Annotated in this window: 21 protein-coding genes and 1 pseudogene; 11 read left to right on the forward strand and 11 right to left on the reverse strand. The window is 66.6% G+C overall.

Annotation, left to right across the window (positions count from 1 at the left end):
• The first annotated feature begins 6 nt into the window (after positions 1-6).
• The 5 genes and pseudogenes from ispG to AB0I81_RS50860 all read left to right on the forward strand — a co-directional run bounded on the left by ispG (position 7) and on the right by AB0I81_RS50860 (position 4,737).
• Positions 7-1,119 (forward strand): flavodoxin-dependent (E)-4-hydroxy-3-methylbut-2-enyl-diphosphate synthase, encoded by a 1,113-nt coding sequence (ispG, locus tag AB0I81_RS50840; RefSeq protein WP_360674631.1) that lies wholly within the window; start codon positions 7-9, stop codon positions 1,117-1,119.
• 36 nt (positions 1,120-1,155) lie between these two features.
• Positions 1,156-2,130, forward strand: coding sequence for a 4-hydroxy-3-methylbut-2-enyl diphosphate reductase (locus tag AB0I81_RS50845; protein ID WP_360674485.1), 975 nt, complete (start codon positions 1,156-1,158; stop codon positions 2,128-2,130).
• A 189-nt stretch (positions 2,131-2,319) separates the two neighbouring features.
• Positions 2,320-3,534, forward strand: a complete 1,215-nt coding sequence (locus AB0I81_RS50850; protein ID WP_360674487.1) for a cytochrome P450 — start codon at positions 2,320-2,322, stop codon at positions 3,532-3,534.
• Between the two features lie 139 nt (positions 3,535-3,673).
• A pseudogene (locus tag AB0I81_RS50855) lies at positions 3,674-3,904 on the forward strand (transposase); the annotation flags it as partial.
• Between the two features lie 50 nt (positions 3,905-3,954).
• Positions 3,955-4,737: a tyrosine-type recombinase/integrase gene (locus tag AB0I81_RS50860; protein WP_360674490.1), complete on the forward strand. Its 783-nt coding sequence runs from the start codon at positions 3,955-3,957 to the stop codon at positions 4,735-4,737.
• A gap of 750 nt (positions 4,738-5,487) precedes the next feature.
• On the opposite strand, the gene AB0I81_RS50865 is transcribed toward AB0I81_RS50860, so the two are convergent.
• The 5 genes from AB0I81_RS50865 to AB0I81_RS50885 form a co-directional block, all read right to left on the reverse strand.
• Positions 5,488-7,182: a tyrosine-type recombinase/integrase gene (locus AB0I81_RS50865; RefSeq protein ID WP_360674493.1), complete on the reverse strand. Its 1,695-nt coding sequence runs from the start codon at positions 7,180-7,182 to the stop codon at positions 5,488-5,490.
• 5 nt (positions 7,183-7,187) lie between these two features.
• Complete coding sequence (locus AB0I81_RS50870; protein ID WP_360674496.1) at positions 7,188-7,439, reverse strand: helix-turn-helix domain-containing protein; 252 nt, start codon at positions 7,437-7,439, stop codon at positions 7,188-7,190.
• Positions 7,440-7,743: 304 nt separating this feature from the next.
• Positions 7,744-8,517 carry a hypothetical protein gene (locus AB0I81_RS50875; protein WP_360674500.1) on the reverse strand — a complete coding sequence of 258 codons (774 nt, stop codon included), beginning with the start codon at positions 8,515-8,517 and terminating at the stop codon, positions 7,744-7,746.
• A 1,004-nt stretch (positions 8,518-9,521) separates the two neighbouring features.
• Complete coding sequence (locus AB0I81_RS50880) at positions 9,522-10,064, reverse strand: GNAT family N-acetyltransferase (RefSeq protein WP_360674503.1); 543 nt, start codon at positions 10,062-10,064, stop codon at positions 9,522-9,524.
• On the reverse strand, positions 10,061-11,395 hold the full coding sequence (locus tag AB0I81_RS50885) for a helix-turn-helix transcriptional regulator (protein WP_360674506.1): 1,335 nt from the start codon (positions 11,393-11,395) through the stop codon (positions 10,061-10,063). Before AB0I81_RS50885 ends, AB0I81_RS50880 begins: the two co-directional genes overlap by 4 nt.
• 1,259 nt (positions 11,396-12,654) lie before the next feature.
• Here AB0I81_RS50885 and AB0I81_RS50890 point away from each other — a divergent pair.
• The 6 genes from AB0I81_RS50890 (at position 12,655) to AB0I81_RS50915 (ending at position 17,990) form a co-directional block, all read left to right on the forward strand.
• Positions 12,655-12,789, forward strand: coding sequence for a lasso RiPP family leader peptide-containing protein (locus AB0I81_RS50890; RefSeq protein WP_360674509.1), 135 nt, complete (start codon positions 12,655-12,657; stop codon positions 12,787-12,789).
• A 12-nt stretch (positions 12,790-12,801) separates the two neighbouring features.
• Positions 12,802-14,652 (forward strand): asparagine synthase-related protein, encoded by a 1,851-nt coding sequence (locus tag AB0I81_RS50895; protein ID WP_360674512.1) that lies wholly within the window; start codon positions 12,802-12,804, stop codon positions 14,650-14,652.
• Positions 14,630-14,884, forward strand: coding sequence for a PqqD family protein (locus tag AB0I81_RS50900; protein ID WP_360674514.1), 255 nt, complete (start codon positions 14,630-14,632; stop codon positions 14,882-14,884). The genes AB0I81_RS50895 and AB0I81_RS50900 overlap by 23 nt, the downstream gene beginning before the upstream one ends.
• On the forward strand, positions 14,881-15,321 hold the full coding sequence (locus AB0I81_RS50905) for a lasso peptide biosynthesis B2 protein (protein ID WP_360674517.1): 441 nt from the start codon (positions 14,881-14,883) through the stop codon (positions 15,319-15,321). Before AB0I81_RS50900 ends, AB0I81_RS50905 begins: the two co-directional genes overlap by 4 nt.
• Entirely contained in the window at positions 15,318-16,445 is a 1,128-nt protein-coding gene (locus AB0I81_RS50910; protein WP_360674520.1) for a methyltransferase domain-containing protein, read from the forward strand. Before AB0I81_RS50905 ends, AB0I81_RS50910 begins: the two co-directional genes overlap by 4 nt.
• Positions 16,446-17,735: 1,290 nt before the next feature.
• Positions 17,736-17,990, forward strand: a complete 255-nt coding sequence (locus tag AB0I81_RS50915) for a hypothetical protein (RefSeq protein ID WP_360674523.1) — start codon at positions 17,736-17,738, stop codon at positions 17,988-17,990.
• A gap of 77 nt (positions 17,991-18,067) precedes the next feature.
• Here AB0I81_RS50915 and AB0I81_RS50920 read toward each other — a convergent pair whose 3' ends face one another.
• The 6 genes from AB0I81_RS50920 to AB0I81_RS50945 all read right to left on the reverse strand — a co-directional run bounded on the left by AB0I81_RS50920 (position 18,068) and on the right by AB0I81_RS50945 (position 22,931).
• A complete protein-coding gene (locus AB0I81_RS50920) occupies positions 18,068-18,445 on the reverse strand; it encodes a ParB N-terminal domain-containing protein (RefSeq protein ID WP_360674526.1) in 378 nt (125 codons plus the stop codon).
• 113 nt (positions 18,446-18,558) lie between these two features.
• On the reverse strand, positions 18,559-19,068 hold the full coding sequence (locus AB0I81_RS50925; protein ID WP_360674529.1) for a hypothetical protein: 510 nt from the start codon (positions 19,066-19,068) through the stop codon (positions 18,559-18,561).
• 68 nt (positions 19,069-19,136) lie between these two features.
• Positions 19,137-19,664: a hypothetical protein gene (locus AB0I81_RS50930; RefSeq protein WP_360674532.1), complete on the reverse strand. Its 528-nt coding sequence runs from the start codon at positions 19,662-19,664 to the stop codon at positions 19,137-19,139.
• Between the two features lie 95 nt (positions 19,665-19,759).
• Positions 19,760-20,218 carry a hypothetical protein gene (locus AB0I81_RS50935; protein ID WP_360674535.1) on the reverse strand — a complete coding sequence of 153 codons (459 nt, stop codon included), beginning with the start codon at positions 20,216-20,218 and terminating at the stop codon, positions 19,760-19,762.
• Between the two features lie 223 nt (positions 20,219-20,441).
• Complete coding sequence (locus AB0I81_RS50940) at positions 20,442-21,446, reverse strand: DUF932 domain-containing protein (RefSeq protein ID WP_360674538.1); 1,005 nt, start codon at positions 21,444-21,446, stop codon at positions 20,442-20,444.
• 285 nt (positions 21,447-21,731) lie between these two features.
• On the reverse strand, positions 21,732-22,931 hold the full coding sequence (locus tag AB0I81_RS50945) for a hypothetical protein (RefSeq protein ID WP_360674541.1): 1,200 nt from the start codon (positions 22,929-22,931) through the stop codon (positions 21,732-21,734).
• Positions 22,932-24,206 lie beyond the last annotated feature (1,275 nt).

Genomic DNA, 24,206 nt, shown 5'->3' on the forward strand with positions numbered 1-24,206 from the left:
CTCGGCATGCCGGTGCCGCCGCCTGGTGGGATCATCCGCCGCCGGAGCTCAAGCATGATCATGGTCGGCGACGTTCCAGTGGGCGGTGGCATGCCGGTGACCGTGCAGTCGATGACCACGACGGTTACCGCCGATGTAAACGCCACTTTGCAGCAGATCGCTGAACTCACCGCGGCCGGCTGCCAGATCGTCCGCGTCGCGGTGCCGTCCCAGGACGATGCCGAAGCCCTCCCGCAGGTCGCGAAGAAGTCCCAGATCCCCGTCATCGCCGACATCCACTTCCAGCCGAAGTACGTCTTCGCGGCGATCGAGGCCGGCTGTGCTGCCGTACGGGTCAATCCAGGCAACATCAAGCGATTCGATGACAAGGTCGGGGAGATAGCCCGTGCGGCGATGGACTCCGGAACGCCCATACGGGTCGGCGTGAACGCCGGATCTCTCGACAAGCGGATCCTCGAACGGTATGGCCAGGTGACACCGGAGGCGCTCGTGGAGAGTGCTCTGTGGGAATGCTCACTGTTCGAAGAGCACGACTTCCACGACATCAAAATTTCGGTTAAGCACCACGATCCCATGGTGATGATTGAGGCGTACCGGCAACTGGCAGCGAAGTGTGATTACCCCTTGCATTTGGGGGTGACGGAAGCGGGCCCGGCGTTCCAAGGGACGATCAAGTCGGCGGTGGCGTTCGGCGTGCTGTTGGCGGAGGGCATCGGCGACACCATCCGGGTGTCCCTATCAGCGCCTCCCGTCGATGAAGTCAAGGTGGGCATTCAAATCCTGGAGGCCCTCGGCTTACGCGAACGCCGCCTCGAGATCATCTCCTGCCCCTCCTGCGGGCGCGCACAGGTCGATGTCTACAAACTGACCGAGCAGGTCAACGCTGCCTTCCAGGACTTTCCCATCCCTCTTCGGGTCGCTGTCATGGGATGCGTCGTCAACGGCCCTGGCGAAGCACGCGAGGCAGACCTCGGAGTAGCCGCTGGCAACGGAAAGGGGCAAATCTTTGTCAAGGGGCAAGTCGTCAAGACTGTTTCCGAGTCGCAGATCGTCGAAACGCTGATTGAAGAGGCGCTCTGCCTTGCACAAGGGGCGGACGATACCTCTTCAGCCGAATAGCTCTTCCTGGCAAGCACGATGATGAAAGGTGCTTTCATGCCTCGCCGTATCCTGCTCGCGACACCTCGCGGCTACTGTGCCGGGGTCGATCGCGCCGTCAAGACCGTCGAATACGCGCTCCAAACTTACGGAGCACCCATCTACGTGCGAAAACAGATCGTACACAACGTATACGTCGTTCAACGACTGGAAACGTTGGGCGCTGTCTTTGTGGACACGACCGAGGAAGTACCGCCCGGAGCGACCCTAATCTTCTCCGCCCACGGCATCGCACCCGCCGTCCGTGAGGAGGCCGCCACGTTTCGACTGCGCACCATCGATGCGACCTGCCCCCTGGTGACAAAGGTCCATAAGGAAGCCGCACGCTTCGCGGCGGAGGGGTACGACATTCTGCTGATTGGACATGAAGGTCATGAAGAGGTCGTGGGGACGATGGGTGAGGCTCCCCAACATATCCATCTGGTGGACGGCACCGACGTAGCGGCGTCCATACAGGTGCACGACCCCAACAAAGTGGCGTGGTTGGCCCAGACCACCTTGTCGGTGGACGAGACCCTCGCCACTGTAACCAAGCTACGTGAGCGATTCCCGATGCTGACCGATCCCCCATCCGACGACATCTGCTACGCCACGCAAAACAGACAGACGGCAGTCAAGGAGATCGCCGCCCGCGCCCAACTGGTCATCGTTGTGGGATCGGCGAATTCATCGAACTCCGTACGCCTGGTGGAAGTGGCACGCGAGCATGGGACCGCCGCCGCCTACCTCGTCGATCATGCCAACGAGATCGATGAGAGCTGGTTACTCGAGGTCAGCACCATTGGAGTGACCAGCGGCGCGTCGGTGCCAGAGGAACTCGTCCAAGGAGTGCTCGTCCACCTCGCGAAGTATGGTTTCGAGGAGGTCGAAGACATCACACCCGTGACCGAACACATGATTTTCTCGCTGCCCCGTGAGTTGCGGCACGACCTGCGTAACGCGACGCACGCCCATCCGGCCACGAGCGAGTAGGCAGTCCCGAACTTCCGCTGACGGCGGTGCCGCGGACCACCGAGCAACATAAAGGCTGACGCCACGCTGAGGCGTGGGAGGTGCTCAGCGCAGAGGCGACAGTGAGCGCCCCATGCCGGCCACCCTTGACTGGCCCATCAGCAGTGCCGGGATGACGACATCCGCGAGGTGCCTCAAAGGAGGTATCGCATGAGTACCAACGAACAAATCTTGAACTATCCGTTCAGCGGCAACGCCGCACTCGACCCTCCCGCCGAATGGGCAGAGCTGCGCCAGAGACGTCCCGTCGCTCAGGTGACACTACCCAGCGGCGACCCGGCGACGCTGCTGACCCGCTACGAGGACATCAAGCAGGTTCTCTCCGATCCCCGCTTCACCTGGCGGCTGACCGAGCCCGACGCGGCCCGGCTGTCGACCACCGAAGATGGTGGAGTGCTCAACAGTCAGTTGATCGCGATCCTGCCCGACGGCAAGGAAGAGCACCAGCACTGGCGGCGGCTGGTTATCAAGTGGTTCACCACCACGCGGATGAACGCGCTACGGCCCGCTATAGCGCAGACCGCCGAAACCCTGATCGACGACATGGTCGCGCGCGGTGCTCCCGCGGACCTGCAGGCTGCATTGGGTTTCCCGCTGTCGGCTTACGTGATCTGCGACATGCTCGGTGTGCCCAGCGCCGACCAACACCGTATCTCCTCCTGGTCGGACGCCATGCTCAACCTCACCCGCTACGAAAAGTCGGAGATCGACGCCGCGCAGGTCGAGTTTTTCCAGTACCTGTCCGACCACATCGCCGCCAAGCGCGCCGCCCCGGGAGACGACCTGCTGAGCAAGCTGATTGCGGAGGGCGGACCTGAGGACGGCGGGCTACCCGACTCACAGATACTAGGCGCTGGCATAGCCCTGCTGATCGCGGGGCACGACACCACCGCGAGCATGGTCGGCAAGATGGTAGCCATGCTACTGGCCGAACGCATCCGATGGGAGACGCTATTGGCCGACCCTTCGCTCGTGCGCACCGCTGTGGAGGAGTCGCTGCGGATGGATGCCAACGCCGGCTTCGGCGACCCCCGATACCTGAGGGACGAGACTGAGGTCAGCGGCATCCGCATACCCAAGGGCAGCACCGTAATCTGCGAGAAAACTTCGGCCAACCGCGACGAGGACGTGTTCGAAGACGCCACGCAGTTCCAACTGGCCCGCAATCCCAACCCGCACATGACCTTCGGCGTCGGTGCGCACACGTGTCTAGGGCAAGTGCTGGCCCGCACCGAGCTACAGGTTGTACTGGAGGTGCTGCTACATAGACTGCCGACTCTGGACTTAGCCGTGCCGGAAACGCAACTGGAGCGCGTGGACGGACTGCTCACCGGCCGCCTGCGCGAGGTTCCGGTCTGCTGGTGACGTTAGCGTCCACGGGGGTGGTGTACTGATTTGGACCTGTTCGTCACCTTAATGCCCGTGCGGGAAGATCGATGTGACATGAGGGCGGCCACTCCGCGATCCTTCACAGCTGTCGAAGGCATAAGAAGGAGAACGAGAAGTGGCCGCTAAAGACATTCTGCCTGCTCAGGGTGAGTGGTTCGACGAGACCCTCGCCACCGCCTCGCCCGATGTGCTGCGTGAGATGGTCGTGCGGATGGCGCAGATGATGATGGACGCCGAGGTCGAGCAGCCCTACGGCACCGGCGGCTACGGCGAGGTGTCGGAGCAGCGCGTCAACTCGCGCAACGGCTATCGGCGGCGCGAGTGGGACACCCGCGCAGGAACCGTGGCTGTTGCGATATTGCATGCGGGTGATTCACGGACGCGCTGGCTGTTGAGATGTTCAGTCCCACGGTCGTCGGATCTGCTCGCGCACCACCGCGATCCGCTCTCGTTTGGCTGTCGCCGGCCAGCCGCAAGCGTAAGCGCGCCGCCGTCGCCTCCTTCGCCAAGTGGGCCGTCCGCCACAACCTGCTGGCCGCCAACCCGATGGACCGCATCGACACCGTCAAGGTGCCCAAGCGCCTGCCCCGTCCGGCCGCGGCCGCCGACGTGGCCAAGGTGCTGGCGGTGATCTGCTCGCGGCGGCCGCGTAAAGATCTGCCGCTGGACCGGCTGCGCGATCGGGTGCTGTTCGAGACCGCCTACGTGTGCGGCGCCCGCGCCTCCGAAGTTTGCGGCCTGTACGTCGAGGACCTCGATCTGCGGCTGGACGACGAACACGTCCGCGTCCACGGTAAGGGCGGCAGCGTCCGCACCGTCCTGCTCGACGATCGCGGCTACGTCACCTTGCTCAAGCTCTACCTGTACCGCGCCGGCTACAGCGCCGGGCCGCTGTTTCGCGCCTCCATCAACGGCCGCGGGGGCCCGCTGTCCTACGATGCCGCCCACCACCGCTGGCAGACCTACTGCGCGCAGGCCGGAGTCGAGATCGACATCCACCAGCTGCGCCACGCCCACGCGACCGAACTCATCAATGCGGGCGTCTCCATCGAGGCCGTCCGCCGCCGCCTCGGCCACGCCTCCACCGAGACGACGCAGCTGTACGCGTTGCTCGACGACAAGATCGCCGACGCCGAGATCCGCGCCGCACGCCGACGCCGGGACCACGCGTCCAACTAACAAGCCAGGCCATAGGCCTTTTGGCGGCCGATAACACATTCGTTAACGGCACCCCAATCACCCTCGACCATCCCGCAACCCACCGACCTCCAACTCCATCTCCTGGACCTTCTAGACATCGATCCACGAGACCTCCGCTGAAGATCACTCACATGCGGAAAACGGGGCTAGGGCTTCAATCGGCGGCATGACCTCCCCCTCCACCAACCCGCCTCGCCGCGCGGACGGACGCAGCTCGACGCGGATGCGCTTCTGCGCCACAGGCACGGCTGCGGCCTCCGTCCCACCTGACCGGCCCTCTCAGTACCAGTAAGGAGCATGCCCTTGGGCCCTATCTGGACGGTGGGTCCGAATCCAGTCGTGTACGACGCAGACCGTCGAGACGAAACACCATGATCAAGTGGGAGCCGTACCACAGCTCAACCGGCGACCCACCTCGAACCAGGGGCCTATGCCGCTGCGGCGCACTGGAGTTCGCCTGCCAGGGCGGACACTATCTGGTGCTGCGACGCGCCTGCACCGGCCACCGTGAAGAAACAGCACGAGGTCGCTATCCACAAGCACGCGCCGTCTGGGACCAACTGCTGCGCGAGCACATCGGACAATGCGACGAGCCGGACAACCCGATCATCGACATCTGGCTGGACAGGTGGCCCCGATACCCCTGACAACACAGAAGGCAATGCGGCAAGAAGATCGGGGAGGCAGGTCGACCGACCCGCCTCCCCGACCACATCTGCCTCCCGAAGGTTAGCGGGGCCGTCGCGCCGGTGGTAGCTGGATCACCGACCCACCGGCATCACCCGGCCCGTTCTCTGCTCCGGATCGGGTGGTGCGGGGCACCGACGGCAACGATGTCGGCGCGGGCAACGGTTGTACGGCGAGCAGCGCTGCCGTCGCCTCGGCTGCTGCGGCGGCTGCTTCGGGGTAGACGCTGGTATAGGTGTCGCGGGTGAAGGCCGAGGACTTGTGTCCGAGCGTCTCCTGCACGATCTTGATGTCCACCCCGGCGGCGAGCATCGTGGTGGCCGCGCCATGGCGGAGATCGTGGAGCCGGATCGGTGGCAGCCCGGCCTGGTAGCACAGCCAGTAGAAGCGGTCGGTGGCCTGCTGCGGGTGCAGTGGACGGCCGATCTCGTCGGTGAAGACGAACCCCGAGTTCATCCAGTCCTCGCCCGCGGCCAGCCGCTCGCTGGTCTGGCGCTTCTTGTGTTCTTTCAGGATCGCCATCGTTTCGGCGTCGACGGCGATCTCGCGGTCGCTGGCGTCGGTCTTCGGGGTGCCCTGGATCGGGTCCCAGCCGAGCTGGGTGATCTGCCAGTGCACGCCGATCCTGCCCTTTTCGAAGATGACGTCCGGCCAGCGCACTCCCACTCCTTCACCGCGCCGCAGACCGCGTACCGCGATCAGCCGATACAGAGCGAACAGCCGGTCGCGGCGCGCGTAGGCGAGGAACGCCGAGGTCTGCTCGGGTGTCCATACCATCACCGGCGACGGCCGGGTCGCGCCGATGTAGGCGGCGATCGGGTCCACCCGCTTGCCCGCGCGGGCCCGCTTGAGCCGGTCCACGTGCCCGGCATGGTCTTTGCGCCACTGGGTGACCTTCTCCTGCGTCCAGATGACCGGCTTAGGGCGGACGGCGGGCGCCAGCTCGACCACGGCGGCCGGGTTGAAGTCCAGCAGCCGGTCCTGGCTGATCGCGATGTTCAGCGCGTGCCGCAACGTCGCCCGGATGCGGTGCAGGGTGGTCGGGCCGACCGGCCGCCGGTACCGGACCGAGGTGATGCGGGCCGGGTCGCCGCTGGCGCGTTCGGTGGCGATGATGTCGTTGAACTCCTCGATCGCGTCGAACATGCCCGCGATGTCGGAGACCCGCAACCTGTCCAGCCGGATCTCCCCCAGGTACGGCTTCAGGTAGAGCCGCACGTGGGACTCGTAGGAGCGTTTCGTGGTCGCCTCGATCGACCGCTTGCGCTTGAGGAACTCCTCCAGCCACTCGGCCACCGTGATGTGCCGGTTCAGGTCCTGGTGGGTGCGGACCTTACGCCGCACCTCCTCGGTATCCGGCAGGCCCCGGGTGTCCTTCAGAACCGACAGCATCAACTGGGTGATCTGCCGCCGCACGGCCGGATCGGCGTCGAGCATGAGCAGGCCACGGGCGTGATCCAGCTCGCCCTCGGCATCCTCCAACGTGGTGAACCCGCTGCGCCGCAGCGGGTTACGTCGCTTGCCGTCGGCGTGGGCGGGGAGTTCGAGCTGGTAGGCCCAGGTTCCGTGGGTGGTGCTCCACCGGCCGCCGCCCTCCCCATGCGAGCGGCGCAGCTTGGGACAGGTCTTGCTGATGTTCTTGCCCGTCTCGGGGTCGATGCACCTGCAGATCTTGAACGTGGTGCCCTTAGCGACGGTCAACTCCTTGCCCGCCGCCCTCTTGGCATCTTTCGTCATCGTAGTCATCCTTCCTCGCATGCCGGACGGCTCTGGCTGCCGTCCTGGTTGGTGTGGTCGAGTAGCGTCCGCAGCCCGCGTACCGGCACCGCGTACCGGCCGCCGATGCGCAGCACCCGGCACGGAAACGTCCCTGCCTTGGCGAGGCGGTAGATCGTGGAACGGCTCAGGCCGAGCAACCGACCGGCCGCGAGCAGGCTGATCACCTCCGGCTCCTGCTGTGTCGAGGGGCCGGGTGGGGTTGTGCTGGTGGTCATGCATCACCTCCGTGATGTTGATGAACAGGGACGCGTCGGATGCGCGACCCCTTCGGTCATGGCGGGCTGTGGTGGGCGCTACGCCCCCGCCCGGTCCTGTCCGGCATCCCGGGGTGGGGTGTGACCGGCCGTTCATGGACGGGCGGCCACAGCCCCATCACCACGGGGTTCCGGTGCGGGCGGGCTGGTGGCGGCGGTATCGACGCCCACCTCCATGGCCCGCGTCAAGCCAGAATCCGTAGGTTCACGCCGCGCCCCAGCGCCCGGCCCGAATTGCGGGCCAGGACGCCGGGAACCATCGGCGCTACTCCAGCTCGCGCTCAGCTCGAAGATCCCTCAGGTTCGGTGAACCCGCGGACCTCCTGGGCTTGGTGAAGATGACCAGGCCGCTGTGGGTGCGGGTGTTCGGCGGCAACTCGGCGTACCCCGGCGGCTCCTCGATCGCGGCCTGGGCTCGGCGGGACAGATCCAGGCCGATCCGTTCGCCCCGCGCGGGATGCCGCTGGGTGATGATGTGCCGCAGATACACCAGCCCTGCCGCGCGGGCGAGAGCGATGATCTCCGGCACCGGATCGGCCACCCTCTCTTCCTGGTGCAGGCCGGTGACCACCACCAGATGCCCGCCGAGCTGGATCAGCTCCGCCGCACAGGCGACGCCGAAAACCTCGGCTCCGGTCTCTGAATTCGGCCGTCCGGTGGACCGGCCCAGGGGTTGCCAGCAGGTCTGCTCCGCCACGACCAACCCCGCACTGCCTGCGAGATCGGCCAGCGCCGGAGACTCGTCAGGATCGGTGACGCGGAGCTCGGCGGCCTCCAAGTCGTGATGGGCGTGGATGCGGGCCAGACAAGCCCAGGACACGCCCGCCAGGGCCGCGTCAGTGAACACGGCCACCGGCAAGCAGCCCGCCGTCAGCGCTGCCGAGGCGAGTTGGTGATCGCTCGCCCCGAGATGGACCACGGTCTCGCCCGGCTGAACGCACGCCGCGACCAGATGCCGGGCCAGCGGGCCGCTGGCCGGATGGCAGCAGCCCGCCGGGCAGGTCGCGACCGCTTCGGTGTCGGCTGCCGCCAGCCACACCGACTGCGGCAGATGCCTCCGCTTCGCGTCGTGTGCCGGGCGAACCAGTCGGACGTCAGGCTCGCGTGCGTCTGGTTCGGATGCGATAGATGAGGGGCCGGCCGTGGCAGGCCCAGAAACAGTGGAAGAGTTGGTGAACGTGGAAGCGGTTGAGGTAGTCGTCATCGGTTTGGTCATGCGGGTGTGGCCCCCGAAGTGCCGGGCCACCGATCCCTGTCACTATTCCAAATACCTGCCGCGACCCCCGAGTTAAGACAAGCCGTCCAGCAAAGCTTCGGCAATGCCACCCCTGGCGCGGCTCCGCCAGACGTCACCACTCGCAGGCTCCCGGCCCCTCAACCACCGTCGGTGGCCCGCCGAACCGGTCAAATGCTCGCACGAGCATCTGGTGTGACCGCACTACGAGATAGCGACCCGAACTCTCGCACCTCCCATCCCCGGAAGACCTTCAGAGCACATGTTTTCGCAGGTCACGGCTGTTTCGGGCAGCTTCCGGGCAACGCCCGTCACCGGCCACTAGCGCACCTTCTGTGACCGCTCGCAGCGAAGTTTGAGCGTTCTCACTGAACCTTGAGTGAGGGGAAACCGCAGGTGGAAGGGCTGTGCAGCACTTCAAGGAGTGGCGGCACGGCCGCGCAGGTGCCTGGGGCCGTAGCGGTTCCCCGCCCGGACCTTCGATGCAGCGCTCCGACCTGCGCGCTCAACCATCGGTGAGAAACCTGGCGGCCACTCAACCTTCGATGACAATGCTCAACCTTCGCTGCAAAAGAACATTCTGCTCGGGAGACGGTGGTCACGTAGTACCACGGTGACCGAGCTGACCGCCGTAATGCCAGCGACGGGTGGACGACCGAGACGCCAAGATTGTCGCAAAGGATCCGATTCCGGCGATTAACACAGCCAGCCATAGGCAGAGGACCGGACGACGGCTGCCGCGCACCTCCGCGAGTTCTCCGTGATCAAGCTGCCGATGGAGGGATCTTCGCCCCATGGCTCGGGTCGGATTAGGATTCCTCGCGAAGGTTCAGAACCATCAGGTCCAGTGTGGGGCCGTCCGCCACGGGTTGCGATGGGCCTGCTGATTGCCATCCCCACCGCTCGTACATCGCGTGCGCTGCGGCGGAGGGGTGAGCTGCCAGGGTTGCATACGGCTCGGTGCGGCCGGCGAGCATCTCGCTCAGGAGCCGCTTGCCGAGGCCTCGACCGCGGTGTTCCTTGCGAAGAATCAACTCGATGATGGCTGCCTTGGGCGAGTCGAGCACCTCGCTCGGTGCACCGGTTGTCGCACCGCCCCACCAGCGACCTGCTTCCATGGTCAACCCGATACAGAAGCCGACAAGGGCCGCCCCATCCTGCGCCGTCACCAGTTCGAAGCCTGGACGCTTCATCTGAGCAGTCGTCCGTGCCACGAATTCGGCGCGCGTGTACGGGGAGAGGCCGCTGTAGGGCGGCTCGGAGTAGATCAGCTCGTAGGTGTCCACATAGTCCACGCTCAACACTGCCTCGGCGGCGTCCGGGCCCAGGCGATGTCGAAAATCGATAGTCATTGATCACGCACTTTCTGGGAGGGCTGCGGCAGCGCCAGGAGCTCTCGATACTCCTCAACCGCCGGACGAGCCCGGCGATCCAGCTCGGCCGGGACAGCATGGAGTACCAGCGTCGCGCTGTAGTGCGTGAACAGGGTGCGCTGATCGGGCGGAAGTTCCCCAAGAGCGTCTCGGGCGTGAGCCATCCCTTGGCCGACATCTCCGCCGGCAACCTGCGCCCTGGCTTGGTAGAGCTTTACCTGGGTGATCGCGCGCAGATCAGTCGGCGCGTAGGCGTTGAGTGCCTCCTCCTGCACCTGGGCCGCGTTGCCGTGATCACCTCGGGTGGCGACATATGCGCGGGTATGCAGCATGCGGGTGACCGGCCAGCCGAAGAGTGAGCCCCGGTCTTCAGTCACCGACGCGGGCAGTCGTTCGAAGATCCGAGCCTGCTGGTCCAGCGACCTGCGGGCGCCAGCATCGTCCCCCAGCATGGACCGGATTTGGGCCTGGGCCGTCAGCGCTTCGGCGGCCCCTGCGCAGGGGACACCGTCGACCACCGCGAGGGCCTCCTCCGTGTGAGCGAGCAGCAAGGCCGGTGGTCGGTTTTCATGCATGCCGTGCGTGCTCTCCCAGCCTCGGCATAGCGCCACCAGTTGGCGATCTCCGCTCTCTTGGGCGGCGTGTCTGGCCGTGTTCCACCAGTGGCGAGCTTCCCGCGATTGCCCGGCCAATCCGAGAGCGCGGGCGAGCAGGAACTTGAACTGTGCGTCCACCCGCCCCCAACCGGCAGTGCGGTCGACCGATCCGAAGATCTTCTGCAGATCAGCCACGTCCAGCGTCAGATCGTAGATCACGTCGGTGATGGGCTGCGATTTCAGCCGATGTGCATATTCCCAGGCGATCTCTTCCCAGTCCTGCACGCTTGTCGAAGCGGCATGACGGTCGATGACAAATCTGAGGTTCCCGATCCCCTCAACCGGGAGCACCGCTGCTCCGCTCAAGGCCGCGAGGGTCGCGAGAAGCTGGCGACGCACCTTGTCCACGTCTTCAGCATGCCCGATGTCCGATTCGCCGGAAACCCCGGTCATACGGTCAACTGAAATGACCAGATCCCGGACGGCGATAAGCAACCCGCTGGCCTCATAGAAACGATCAAGATCTTTCAGCACCGGCTCCGGCACGAGTCGCTTGCCCTGCTCCATCTTGCTCAGGTTCGAGCCGTCGATACGCAACTCTCTCTCGACGTCACCCAAGCTGTAGCCGCGAAGATTACGCCAATGCGCCATCAGAGCGCCCAAAAGACGCTTTGCGGACATCATTCCATCTTCTGGGCCAATATCATTTTTCATGCGAACACCTGTTTGCGGTCAGCCGGTCATTTCATTTGACCGTGGAGTGCAGCTTTCTCGCGTCCCAGACGCCATCTCATGATGGCACCACAGAAAAGAACACGCACGTAATCGGAGGACGTGCGGTGATCCCTTTCTCTCTAAACGCGAGGGCCCTGATGACCGTCACACCGAACATGCCTGGGACCGCACACGAGCAGCGCGGCGCCCGTCCCGTTGATCACACGACGGGATCTGCTTGGGCCGCTGCGGTGCAATCGCGGGCGGCAGGCTGGTGGCTGGTGTTGTGGGGGCCCTACAGGCAGCAGCTCACCGCGTTCTATCAGGGGCCTGCGGTGCGGGGCATCTGGTTCATGCGACCCACACCCCAGGAACTTTGGGATTGCCTCGTCCGTGAGGGCCCGCCCCAGTGGCTCAACGCGGTCGCCGCAGCTTATGCGCGATCAGCCCCTCCGACCGGCGTGCTTCCTGTCCCGAGACAGAGGGGCAGGCTATGAAACGAGACGTGGGCGACCGGTCTGCTGCTCCATCGAGGAACGGCAGCGGCGGCGTCACGTCTTGGCGCGACTGCTGGGCGATGGGGAGATTCGCCGCAATCGCGCAGCCAGGCGTCCACCAGACAGACACCGCTCTGGCTGGCGGGTGCCGTTCGTCCCGCAGACGTCGAGGTGGGATCCGAACAACACCGTCCCTTGCAAGCTGCGGGACGACCATCCCTGGCCGCTCATCTTCCGACTGCGCGAGTCGTGGCAGATGCGTGCAGTCGTCGGCCAGGCGGGGAAGGCAGAAGCATCAGCCCCTGGTGTCTTCTGCCTTCCTCCACGATGCCGCCACCCCGACTGTCCGCGCTCCCTCGCAAGGAAGCGCGACGACGACTAGCACGGGCCAAGAGCCGCCAACGTGCCTCGGAGTTGATAGCCATGCCGTACGTTCCACCAACCGCGCCGCCCTCGCCTCTGCCTGGCCAAGCTGAGCGACGCCAGACGGAGAAACCCGACCTCGAAGGTCTGCGGGAGGCTGCTAAAGCGGCGCACGAACGCCTGCGAGCGGCCAGTTCCATGCCGTTGCAAAGCCGCGCAGAATGATCCGCGTATGACGTCGCCAGCCATTTAGCAATTCGCCCGCCTACACGGCCACGAAAGGAGGCCAGCGAGGAGGCCGCACACCTTTCACAGCCATCTATCAGCGCTGCGCAAGCCCCACAAAGGCGGCCCGTTGCACGCCATGATGAATTTCCGCTCCCCCACAAGGAGGACACCATGCGATCCCGCACCACAGATTCGTACCAGCCCCCTCAGGTCATCCCGGTCGGGTCATTCGCCGCCAGCACGATGGGCACCGTCAGCACCGGCAACAGCGACGACTCCGACGCTGGCCAGTACTACACCCAATAGCCAAGGTAGCCAATGAGTTTCGTCGAGCAGCAGCCTGCATGGTTCTGCGTGCTGCCTGACGAGAACCTCCCTCGGGCGGCCCGACAATCTCTGGTCGTTCGAGGGCATGTTCTCGCTCGCCACGCCACAGGACGCCCCTGGATCGTCGGGCGGGGCTATCGGGAGAACCCGTCCGGGCACCAGAGCAACGACCTTCGCCTCTCCAGTTGTGGACCGTTCCGCGTAGCGGTCGCCGGGTTCTGCCCCATATCGGCGAAGGAGTTGCAACGCGCCGTTGACCAGGCCGCCAAGGACGGCCATCACGACCGCCTTGCCCGGCTGCCCGGAAGCTATTACCTGATCCTCTCAGAGGGCGGGAAAACGCAGGCGTATGGCGACGCTGCAGGGCTGGCCCGTCTGTTTTATGCGAAGTTCGCCGACAAGGTCATCGCGGGCAACCGGGCCGGCGTTCTCGCCGAGCTGGTGGGCAGCGAGATAGACGAGCGTTGGCTGGCGGCACGGCTACTCGCCCCGGAAATGCCTGCGACGCTGCGGTGCTCGATGCTTTCCCCCTTCCGGGGCGTTACACCCGTTCCGCCGGGACACCGCATCCAGCTCGGCGGAGCAGCGGTCACGGTCGAGCGGTATTGGTCGCCACCGGAACCGACACTTCACCTTGCCGAAGGCGCAGAGCGGCTCTCCGTGGCGCTCACTGACGCGGTGGCCATCCGAGCCTCCTCCGCACCGAAGGTGAGCGTTCAACTCTCCGGAGGTTTGGACTCCACCGCCCTGGCCGCGCTGACGAGCCTCGCCAGGCCCACCGGCGACACCCTGCTCCTCACCGTCGCCTCGGCCACACCGGACAACCCTGATGCCAGGTGGGCCCAGCGCTGCGCAACCCGGCTGGCCGGCGTCGAACATCGAGTACTCCACGCCAGCAGGTACCCCTCGTTGTTCGACGACATGGCCGAGACGGCGATCACCCTCGATGAGCCGATCTCCTTCGCGGTCTCCTGCGCCCGCGTCCGCCATACCGCGACGGTCATCGCCGGATACGGAAGCGGAGCACACCTCAACGGCCAGGGCGGGGATGAGGTTCTTCTCGCGCCCTTGGCCTACCTCTCCGGGCTATGGCGCAACCCCAGGGTCGGCATCCGCCACCTCCGCGGATACGCCGCTCTCCACGGCATAGCCGCGCTCTCTCTGCTCGCCAGCATCGCTGTCAGCACCCGGGGCGTCTCCCACCGCCCCGGCCGTTGGCGGCCCGACGGCCAACCGCCCACGCTCCTCGGGTGGGAAGCCCGCGCCCAGATGCCCCCGTGGGCGACGCCGGAGGCGGTCAACCAGGTTCTCGCTGTCACGAGATCCGTCCCGCGACCCAGCGGAGATCGGCTCACCCACGCCACGCTGGCATTGATCAACGCGAGCGCGCGGCGCTCCGGCCTCTACCAGGAGGCGCTCACCCGGCTGGGGGTGGCCAGCCACTTTCCCTACTTCGACCAGTCGGTCATCGAAGCGTGCCTCGGCACCAGGCCCGAGGAGCGCACAACCCCGTACCGACCCAAGCCACTGCTTGCCACAGCCCTGCACCCCGCGGCTCCAGACCTCCTGACCCGGAGAGACAAAGGCCACCACAACCATGACCTCCTCCACGGCTTGAAGAAGAACAGAGACGCCGTACTGGACCTTTTCGGCCCGGGATGTGCCCTGGCCCAAGCAGGCTTGATCGACCCTGCCGCTCTGCACCACGCCGTTGATTCCGTGGGGCCGGACGGGATCGTCGGCAACGTTCCCCTGGCCTTCCTGACCGAGACGATCGCCCTGGAGTTGTGGCTTCGAACATTCAAGGGAGAAGGTGCGCATGTCCTGGCATCTGGGGCCTAACGTCCGGCGTCACGGCCACCTGCTGTTCGATGTCGAGGCCGGCGGATACTTCGCGCTCAACCCCACCGCCGCCCTCGTCGTGGATGCCCTCATCGAGGGACGCAGCCTCGCTGAGGCCGCCGACAAGCTCAGCAACGCCTACGTCGTCACCAGCACCCAGGCGCACGCTGACGTCAAGGCGCTCGTCAGCCAACTCTCCCGTGCCGACCTGCTGATGGAGAGGATCACATGAGCAGCCTCGCCGCTCTGCCAGAGCCCGTTCCCCTGACACGCCGAGAACACCTCGAGGGACGCCTGGCGCTGATATCCGCGTGGTACCTGCTACTGCTGTACCGTGACTCCCCGCGCATGCTGGCCGCCTATCTGGCCGGACGCGCCCGCACGATGACAGCGGCGACCGCCGAGCAGACGGCCTACGCCCGATCCGTCATCACGACCATCAGCCCCCGGTGTGGCAGCGACCGCGGCTGCCTCCTGCGCTCCACCGCCACCGCGTTCCTGTGCCAACGCCGTCACCGGAGTTGGCCCACCTGGCGCACTGGCATGCGTTATCCGCCGCTCATGTCCCACGCGTGGCTCGAAGCCGAGGGACGTCCCATCGGCGAGGACCCATCGACCATCGCCCTCTACACCGTCGTCTTCACTGTCCCGTCAGGAGAAACCGCATGACAGCACGGAACACACCCGCGAGCGTGGCCGATCGGATGGCGGCGCTCGCCGACAATCTGCGGGAGATCGACGCCATCCGCAGCGAAGTCGTTCACCGAGCATTCAGCAACGTCCAACGGCACCTGTTCATCCCCGGCTTCTACGAGAACGACAACGCCTACATCAAGGTCAACGGAGACCTCAGCGACGACTTGCTGAACAAGATCTACTCCGACATCGCCCTCATGACCCACCGGCCGCACGACGCCGCCGGTCGCCCGTCCTCTGCCAGCATGCCCAGAGTCGTCGGGCGCATGCTGGAAGCCCTCGACCTTCGGCCAGGCCACCGCGTGCTCGAAATCGGTGCAGGCACCGGCTACAACGCCGCCCTTATCGCAGCGATCACGGAAGGGCCCGTCGACAGCGTCGATATCAGCGACGTCATCGTCTCCGAAGCCAACGCCAGTCTGCAACGAGCCGGTGTCCGGAACGCAACAGCTCACGTGGCGGACGGTTACCTCGGCCACCCCTCACGCGGTCCCTACGACCGCATCGTGGTCACCTGCGGCATCACCGGGGTGAGCCCCGGCTGGCTCTCCCAGCTAGCACCCAACGGAATGATCTTGGCGCCCACCTTCCACGCCGGGTTCCACCCGACCCTCGCGATCACCTTCAAGGAGCGAAGAGGGCTGGTCGGCCGCGGGGTCACCTCCAGCGACTTCATGGCTGCCGGCGACCCCCTGTATGGCCCGCGCCCCCAGCAGGCCCCCACCGACCCTCAACTGCCGGCGGTCGAGCTCACGACGATTTCCGACGCCGTCCCCACCCTCGTCGACGACGCCTACTTCGATCTTTGGTTCGCCCTCGGCGTTCACGACCATCGAACGACCCGGGCCTACACGGAGGACCTTGACCCCGCGCTCGGCATGGTCTGCTTGCACGACCCGACGCAGGGCACAGCATGGGTGCAGCGTGACGGGCATATTCGCTATACCGGCTGCCAAGATGTGGCCTACGAACTGCTCCAGCACGTATGGGCATGGGACGAGGCGAAGCGGCCCCAGATCTCCGACTGGACCTGCCAATTCACCCTATCCGGAGCCAACGAGCCGATCTTCTACCCGACGGACTGGCGCCGTAGATGAGCCACTCCCGGAACGTGCCAAACCAGCCGCCCAGCGAGACCAGATCCAGCCTGGCCCTCACCCCAGACATCGAGGCCGCCATAAACCCCTCCTGACTCGCCTGAAAAGGAGACCGCACCGAGTCCTGCCGAGCGATCACGCCGACGATGATGCGCGCACGGGTCGGATGCCCGGAGGGGGATCCGACCCGTGCAAAGGCGTGCGGACCAGGCGATCTGGCAAGGTGTTCCTGTCCGGGAGGTTCACCGCCTGCCGATCGCTTGGGCGTCTTGTTGTCTCGTTCAACCTGCCCTGGCCAGCCCATAGATCCTCGCGGCGGGTGCGGACAGGGTGGCAGGGCGTCTGGAGGTATATGTCGAGAGGCGGTAGGTCCCCTGGCGGGGTCTGGACGACGATGAAGGGCCGTTCCGATGCCCACCAGATGAGACCGCCTCGTCAGGAGGAGAAGCAGATCGCGGATTTAATCACCGATGGCCCATTCAACCGCCGGTCAGCCCGATGCACGCTGACCGTACGCCACAGCGACAGCGTAGCCGCATACGGGACGACCGTACGGCACGCCTAACAGCCCCGTACGGCTCCCCGCTGGCCGTGGACAGGTCCACCGCGCCCCCGCATGACCACCACGGACCGCGCGGGGCAACACCCACCCAGGGCCGCAACCGCATCCGGTGTAACGTCGTCCGGTGCCAAGTAGACGCCCTATCTGCGGGCGAGCTGCACGTTCTTCCCGAAATTCGTGGTCACACAGAGCGATTTGGCCGATACTTTTCGAGAAGCCTTCAGCAGCGCCAGGCAAAGGAAGACCCCCGTGTGCGCGATGCGGTTCGCCCCGTCCCAGCTCGTTGTCAGCCTCTCTGACGACCTCAACAACCCGTTGAAGATTCGTGCCAAGCACAAGGTCGCCGGCATGCTCCTGCTCGACCGCGCCCACGCCAACCGCCTCGAGCAGGGCTGGAACGTGCCCGGCGCCTATCTCCTGCTCGACCGGCCCGATCACGAGGGACGGTGGGGCGCTTACGTCGGCAAGGCCACCACACCGGGCCTGCGTCACCGCGTGCTGCAGCAGCTCAAAGACCGCGCCCACTGGTACCGGGCCCTGCTCATCCGCTACGAATCCAACGACGACGAAACGTTGAACAGTAGCGAGGCTGGCTGGAGGGACGCCTCTACGACCACCTCGCCAAGGCCGCCCAGGTCGAGCTGCGCAACCGCAACCGGCCCGAAGACCCCACCCTGTCCGACGACGACGAGACCAGCCTGCTCGACTACCTGTGGCCCATCGAGTCCGTGCTCCGGCTCATCGGCCACACCCTCTACCCGAGCCCAGCAGACGCACCCGATGGTGGCGGACCCCTCGTCAAGCCGATCGAAGCGGAGCCCAAGCCGGACAAGCCCGCCCGCTACGTGAGTCCCCTCGGGCTCGGGCCCAACCCGTACCTGATGCAGAACCCCACGATGGAAAAGGTGATGGAGAAGATCGCGCGCGTCAGGGATGGTACACATCCCCTTCTCACGGCGGATCTGCCGGACGGCTGGGGCTGATCCGGTGGTGCAGGAGGTGTGCCCCGCCCAGCACACTTCGATTGTGCTGGACGGGGCATGCCACCTACGCCACCGGCTCAGGCGCTACCCGCTGCCTCCTCCTCCGGCCATTCTTCTCCGCCCTCGTTTCTGTCGTCGTTTCCGCCGAGGATGCGGCAGGCGTGTTCCTCCTCGGCGGTGAGCACCACGGCGGACAGTTCCGGAAGGCCGATGGTCACGGCCTTGCTCAGCCGGTGCCAGCCGTCGATGATCAGCATGCCGCCGGTCGGGACCGTGGCCACAATCAGCGGCTCGGACAGATCCACCTGAGTCGCGTGTTCGGCGTCGATGGTGACCAGGTTGAGCATGACCGCCCACCATTCGGTCATGATCCGCCGCTCCGGGGTCCGGCCCTGGGTGAGCTTTTTGGCGGCGGTGATGTCCCACCGCCAGCCGAGCAGTTGGAAGAACTCCACCCGCGAACTATCCACCCCCGACTTTGGACTGTTCGTGGCCGTGGTCTCCGGCGCGGTGGACGTAGATTCGCCGGTGCAGGTGCAGGTGCCGGATCCGGTGTGGTGAGGGTGGGTCATGCCGTGGCCTGCTGCCCCGTCGAACCACCACCGGCCTGCTCTGCGGAGCAGGCCGGCATCAGGGACTCGGCCTGGGCGAGGAAGCTTCGGGCGGCGCCCTGCCGGATCAGCGCCAGGCTGTGGCCGAGGTGGGCCAGCGCCAGTTCGAGCTCGCCGGCCTGCCCGTCTGCCGGTACGGCCGGGCTGGGGTCCGGCGGGGTGGGGTCGTCGAGGTAGGGCTTGATCCAGGAGACGAACCTGGCCACGGCCTGAGCCGGGTTCAAGCCTCCGCTCTCGGCGTGTTGGATGTGCCGGGCCACCAGCAGCCACCACGTGGCGAGGGTCTGCGCGCGCAGGGTGTTGTAAACCTGCTCGGCGGCCAGCCGCTCGCCCCGGCCCAGACGCCGGACGATGTCGTCGAGGTGATGCTGGCGGGCGCTGCGGGCCTGCTCGATGATCGCCTCCAGCGCGACCGGAAGCTTTTCGGGTGGAGCGCCGGTGGCGGGATACTGCGGGGCGTCGTTCATAACGGTGGTGTCCTTTCCTTGGGGGATGTCGCCAGCACCGGGATGCGCCGACGGGGCCGGTTGCTCGGTCACAGCCCCGCCACCATCGAGGGCGGCGCGTCGGGGCTAACCGGCCGGGGGTCGTGGTCGTGTTCCACGGCCGTGGCCGTGGACGTGGCCAAGGTGTCCGCCTGGCCAATGAGGTGCTGGGTGAGCAGGTGGCTGCTGTCGGTGAGGAAGTCACGCGCGGCCATACGCGCGGCGTGCGCGAGGGCGTGATCGAACAGCGTGCCCGGCCGGGCGACCGGAGGTTCTGTGGTGAGGTAGTGGCGGGCCCAGGAGCGCACCCGCCGGACCGCGTGATCGCAGGCTAGCTTCTTACCGGTGACCTCCTCGTCCACCAGGTCCCACCAGGCGCGTGCTGCCTGGGCGTGGGCGGTGGCAAACAGGTGCTCGCCGTAGAGCCGTCGTCCGTTCTGCAACGCGAAGATCGCCTTGGCCGCTGCCGTGTAGAACGCCTGGCGGGTTGCGGTGATTTTCTCGCGGGTTAGCCAATCGAACGATCGCCCCTCCTTTCCAGGTGAGGGCAGGGAGCCGGGCTGGCGGGGGTCATCCATCGCGGGTGTTCCTTTCGTCGGGCGATTGGGGCAGGTGAGGGGTGAGAGGTCAAGGACTGGCCGCCTAGCTTGCGGATTGGCGTTCACCCGCACCGTCACGGCCGGTGCCTATGAGCCGAGGCCCGCACGGTCGCGGCAGCCGGGGCACCGGTGTCGGCCGGACGGACGCCCTGATCACAGGGGAGGGCGAGCGCTTCGGCGAGTTTCTCGGTCGCGTCCAGGAAGGCCCGTGCGCCGCCTCGGCGGGATTCGGCCATGGCCAGGGCGAACAGGCCGCCGTTGATGACCGGGCGGGCGTTGATCAGCACCTCTTGGGCCCGTTGCCGCACGGTCAGCACGGCGGTGCCACCGTCCACCGTGTCCTCACGGCCGTGGGTCAGGTCGGTGACCTGCTGCCACCACGACATCCGCTGATAGGCGCAGGCGATACGAGCGAGGTCCTTGTCGTGCAACGTGCCCTCCTCATCGAGGGAGGCGATGCGGGTGAGGGCCTCGCCGAGTTCCCAGCGGGCGGTGTTGGCGTGACGGATGGCCTGCTCTTCGAGTCGTCCCATGACGATCTCCTTCGGTGACGGTTGGTGACGTGGGCGGGTTGGGGGTTGCGGCCGGTCAGATCCCTCGGCCCCGGGCCGGGGGGATCGCCGCACCTACGGAGGCGGCCCCGTGGATCGGCGCGGGATGCGGTGTGGCCGGTCCGCATGTGGGCGGCGTCGGGCCGGTACAGCCCCGCCTCGGGGCCGTACCGGATGCCCGGTTGTGGGTCAGGCGGGTTGTGGGTTAGGCGGTGGCCAGGAGCCGGAACGCGCGGGCCTTGAGCTTGGCGTTGTCGTGATCGTCCAGCAGGGCCCGCTCGGCGCGCACGGTGGCCACGTCGCGGCTGCCGAACACCGGGCTCTTGTGATCCAGCCGCTCGGTCACCGCGTTGTACGCCGCCCACCGCGTGTTCCGAATCGGCTCCTGCGTCGGCGCCTGCGCGAACAGGTACTCCAGCTCCCGCATCGTCAGATCGTGATTGCGCTTCGCGAGTTCCTTCGCGTCGGCCGGGAGGGGGTGCAGCCGGTTGGCGAACTGCCGGAACTCCTTGACCTCCATCGGCACCGCGAGCAGCTTCTCGGCCTCGGCCGCAAACGCCTCCCCGTGCTTCCAGGTCAGCTTCAGCGCCTCCCGCGCCTCGGCGATCCGCCCCGCCATCCGCCCCGTGTGCCGCACGGTGAACTTCGAGGCATGATTGGCCAACGCCGCCCGTTCCGTGTTCGCACACACCACCCGCACCGGGGTCGCGACGGTGACGAACGACCCCCACCCGTCATGCCGGGAGAACGCCGCCAGATACAGGTCGACCTGGTCGAACCCGCCGACCATGAGCGGCTCGGGCAGGCGCATGGTGACGAAGATGCGCCGCCCGTTGTTCAGCGACCCGCCGGTGTCGAACACCGCCCCCGACTCATCCACCAGCGTCTGCAGGAACGCGGTGACGTCCTCGTTCTGCAGCACCTCGTACTCTTTGCCGACCCGGCCGAGCCGTTCCGGTGCTCCGGTGACGGGGTTGGTCCGTACCACGAGGAAGTCCTCGTCCGTGACGACCGGCTGGCCGGTGACGGGGTCGGTGACCTGGCCGACCGGCACCTTCCGCACCTTCCACCCGGCGAGCTGGGCGTTGGACAGCAGGTCCTCGGCGGTCATCGGACCGGGCGCGGTGTAGCCGAGCCCATGCCAGCCCGGCTTCCCGGCGGCGGCGAACCCGGCCGAACCGTTAGCGAAGATCTCGATTTCGTGAGCCATGACAGGTCCCTTTCTGAGGTGCGGTGCTGATGCGTGGTGGTGATGTACGGGCATGCGAAACAGGCGCGCGATGACGGAGGGGGCGGTCGGGTACAGCCTTCAGGGGCGGCCGGTGGACCGGTGATCGGTGCTGGCCGGACCGGCGGGGCGGGCCGGTCGGGGGTGCTGCCGCCCGGCGCGAGGGGTGGGCCGTGGGTCGCGGCACGGGTCGGTAGGAATGACCGGACGGGCTACGGGGTCCGGGGCCGGGCGGGCTGGTGTGGGTGGCCCGCCCGGCCCGGGGGCTCAGTCGCCGTGGGTGTGCGCCGCCTCGGTGCCGGGTTCGGCCGGGGCGGGGGCCTGGGTGGGGGTGACGGCCGGGGCGAGGGCGAACCGGCGGGGCCGCTCACACGTCAGCACCGCGTGACCGAGGTTGACGAGGCGGTCCAGGGCGTTGGCCACCGCACCGGATGAGGCGTCGAGCACCTTCCCGATCTCGTACGGGGTGAAGTCCTTGTCCGGGTACTCGAGCAGGTGCGCGTGCACCCGATCCCGCAACGCCCCCGGCCGCACCCCACCGCCCACACCGGTGCCCGGCCGGGCACCGGACACCGGACGGGCCGGGGCGGCGTCGGTGCCGGTCAGCACCGCCCGCGCGTTCCGGTGCACCGAGGCGACCCTGGACATGGCCATCTCCAGGCACCCCAGCGCCATCACATCGCTGCCCCGGGTTCGTGCCAGAGTGACCCCGCCGAACAGGTCGATCAGCTCCGCCAGCTCGGCCTGCACACGCGCCCAGGCCGGATCATCCGTCACCGGCTCAGAACTCAGCTCGGACGCTGGCGCGTCCGGGCCGGAGACAAGGTCACTATGGACTCCGTCCGAATCCTCGCCGGACGCCTCGTCGCCGCTCAGGGGCTCCGGCTGACCCTTCTCCTCCTCGATCATGTCCGCCTCGTCGGTCGGCTCGTCCGCCGGGATCGGCTCCGCCGAATCGATGACGGCCGGAAGTGTCCCCTCATCCGACCCGGGCACGGCGGCACCCTCCGGGGCTGAGGCGTCAGCGTCGGAGGCGGCGGGCGCGATGCCCGGCCCTTCGACACCCGGGGTGTCCGAGGTGCCTGGGGCGGACGTGTCCGGGGCGGTGGTGTCGTTGTTGATCGGGAACCACCGGTCAGCCGCGCGGCCCCGTGTCTGACCGCCGTTCACCCCCGGCTCACGGCGGGCCCGCCCCTCGGCCTCGAACTGGTTGAGGATCTTGCCCGCCACCATCCGGGACAGACCCGCCGCCGCCCCGATCACCGTGGCCGACGAACCCGGCTCGGCGTTCAGCGCCGCCCACACCGCCGCCACACGCCCGTCCACATCCGTGGCGGGGTCGGTGTCCGGGATGGCGGTACCGGCCCCGTCAGGGGCCGTCACGGGCGCGTCGGCAGGGGCGATGACATCGGCGGTGCCGGTAGGAATGGTTTCTACAGCGGCGTTTTCCTGTGCGGTGATAGCCATGACGTGACGCCCTTTCCGGTCGCATTTCCCGGCCCCATTCCGGGCCGGTGTTTTTCGATTGCATCACGACCATCCCTCGCACCTAATGCGGGCAGCAAGTCGACCGGGCCATTTTTTATGTCACCCCAACGGCTGGAGAGGCTGACCTAACAAACAAACCACTGACATGCGGAAACATCCCACGAGAAACCCATAGGATCGGCTTGACATTAGACGCGCGTCCAGCTCTTGAGCCATTCCACCGGACGACGGCGAACGATGCCCGATTGCCCGAATGACGCGCGAAAGTATCCGCGACTTTAATACGCATCCCGGTTGACAAACACTGCCGGGCGGCGGGCGGCGGGCGGCGGGCGGCGGGCGGCGGGCGGCGGGCGGCGGGCGGCGGGCGGCGGGCGGCGGGCGGCGGGCGGCGGGCGGCGGGCGGCGAAGAGAACCTGCCCACCCAAGACCTTCTCCGCAAGAACCTCACCAAGGCCGGCAAGCCAGCACCCGCCAGCAGCCCAGACACGAACATCAGCAAGATAGGAAAGCAGCAGACGACGGGAACCACATCGGCTAAGAACCACACGCAGTGCGCCAACCAGCCCACACACATATTCAAGGGAGTCGTCCTTAGACGAGTCGGGGCACCCACCGCGCTGCCCGAAACCGGTAAGGCCTGCGAAAACAACACCTTCGCGGGGTAGCGGCCTTAATCGCGAGGGGGAACGCCACCCCAATTTCCAGTACGGAGATCTGCCCCCAACCGCGATCAACGCGGTCGGCTTGAGACCGACAGGAAGGACGCGGGTGCGAGTCGGGACGCCTCCCCAGATGCGAGGCAACCACCCCAATCCGCCCACTCAACACCCCTACACGTCGAACGCACAGATAAACAAGATCGACAGGCGCACGCGAACACGCCCCGCACCTATTCAAGGACGCGACTTGAGGCAGCGGAAAGCAGAAAACGATGGGCACCAAACACCGGCATAGGACCACGCGGCACGCAGCACGCCAACGTACCGCACATATATTCAAGGGAGTCGTCTTTAGACGATTCGGGGCGGCCATCGCAACAGCCGAAACCCGCATGACCTGAGCCAAAGACACACCACCGGGTGTCGCGCTCTCAGCAGCGACACCGGACGCGACAACAAAACGCGACACCGAACACAACACAGAACAACGCCCCTCACGTGAACCCGCAACAGCGAACGCGACACCCCCAACGGACCCGACAGCCGCCTCCCACCGCAGGCTGCGGATCCGCCTCGTCCCGCCAACGGCGGC

Source organism: Nonomuraea sp. NPDC050404 (genome assembly GCF_040655495.1).
Taxonomy (GTDB): domain Bacteria; phylum Actinomycetota; class Actinomycetes; order Streptosporangiales; family Streptosporangiaceae; genus Nonomuraea.

Bases quoted from the DNA above. Each gene is read 5' to 3' on its own strand.
- ispG (WP_360674631.1), top strand. From the start codon at position 7: ATGCCGGTGCCGCCGCCTGGTGGGATCATCCGCCGCCGGAGCTCAAGC.
- AB0I81_RS50845 (WP_360674485.1), top strand. From the start codon at position 1,156: ATGCCTCGCCGTATCCTGCTCGCGACACCTCGCGGCTACTGTGCCGGG.
- AB0I81_RS50850 (WP_360674487.1), top strand. From the start codon at position 2,320: ATGAGTACCAACGAACAAATCTTGAACTATCCGTTCAGCGGCAACGCC.
- AB0I81_RS50860 (WP_360674490.1), top strand. From the start codon at position 3,955: ATGTTCAGTCCCACGGTCGTCGGATCTGCTCGCGCACCACCGCGATCC.
- AB0I81_RS50865 (WP_360674493.1), bottom strand. From the start codon at position 7,182: ATGACGAAAGATGCCAAGAGGGCGGCGGGCAAGGAGTTGACCGTCGCT.
- AB0I81_RS50870 (WP_360674496.1), bottom strand. From the start codon at position 7,439: ATGACCACCAGCACAACCCCACCCGGCCCCTCGACACAGCAGGAGCCG.
- AB0I81_RS50880 (WP_360674503.1), bottom strand. From the start codon at position 10,064: ATGACTATCGATTTTCGACATCGCCTGGGCCCGGACGCCGCCGAGGCA.
- AB0I81_RS50885 (WP_360674506.1), bottom strand. From the start codon at position 11,395: ATGAAAAATGATATTGGCCCAGAAGATGGAATGATGTCCGCAAAGCGT.
- AB0I81_RS50890 (WP_360674509.1), top strand. From the start codon at position 12,655: ATGCGATCCCGCACCACAGATTCGTACCAGCCCCCTCAGGTCATCCCG.
- AB0I81_RS50895 (WP_360674512.1), top strand. From the start codon at position 12,802: ATGAGTTTCGTCGAGCAGCAGCCTGCATGGTTCTGCGTGCTGCCTGAC.
- AB0I81_RS50900 (WP_360674514.1), top strand. From the start codon at position 14,630: ATGTCCTGGCATCTGGGGCCTAACGTCCGGCGTCACGGCCACCTGCTG.
- AB0I81_RS50905 (WP_360674517.1), top strand. From the start codon at position 14,881: ATGAGCAGCCTCGCCGCTCTGCCAGAGCCCGTTCCCCTGACACGCCGA.
- AB0I81_RS50910 (WP_360674520.1), top strand. From the start codon at position 15,318: ATGACAGCACGGAACACACCCGCGAGCGTGGCCGATCGGATGGCGGCG.
- AB0I81_RS50925 (WP_360674529.1), bottom strand. From the start codon at position 19,068: ATGAACGACGCCCCGCAGTATCCCGCCACCGGCGCTCCACCCGAAAAG.
- AB0I81_RS50930 (WP_360674532.1), bottom strand. From the start codon at position 19,664: ATGGATGACCCCCGCCAGCCCGGCTCCCTGCCCTCACCTGGAAAGGAG.
- AB0I81_RS50935 (WP_360674535.1), bottom strand. From the start codon at position 20,218: ATGGGACGACTCGAAGAGCAGGCCATCCGTCACGCCAACACCGCCCGC.
- AB0I81_RS50940 (WP_360674538.1), bottom strand. From the start codon at position 21,446: ATGGCTCACGAAATCGAGATCTTCGCTAACGGTTCGGCCGGGTTCGCC.
- AB0I81_RS50945 (WP_360674541.1), bottom strand. From the start codon at position 22,931: ATGGCTATCACCGCACAGGAAAACGCCGCTGTAGAAACCATTCCTACC.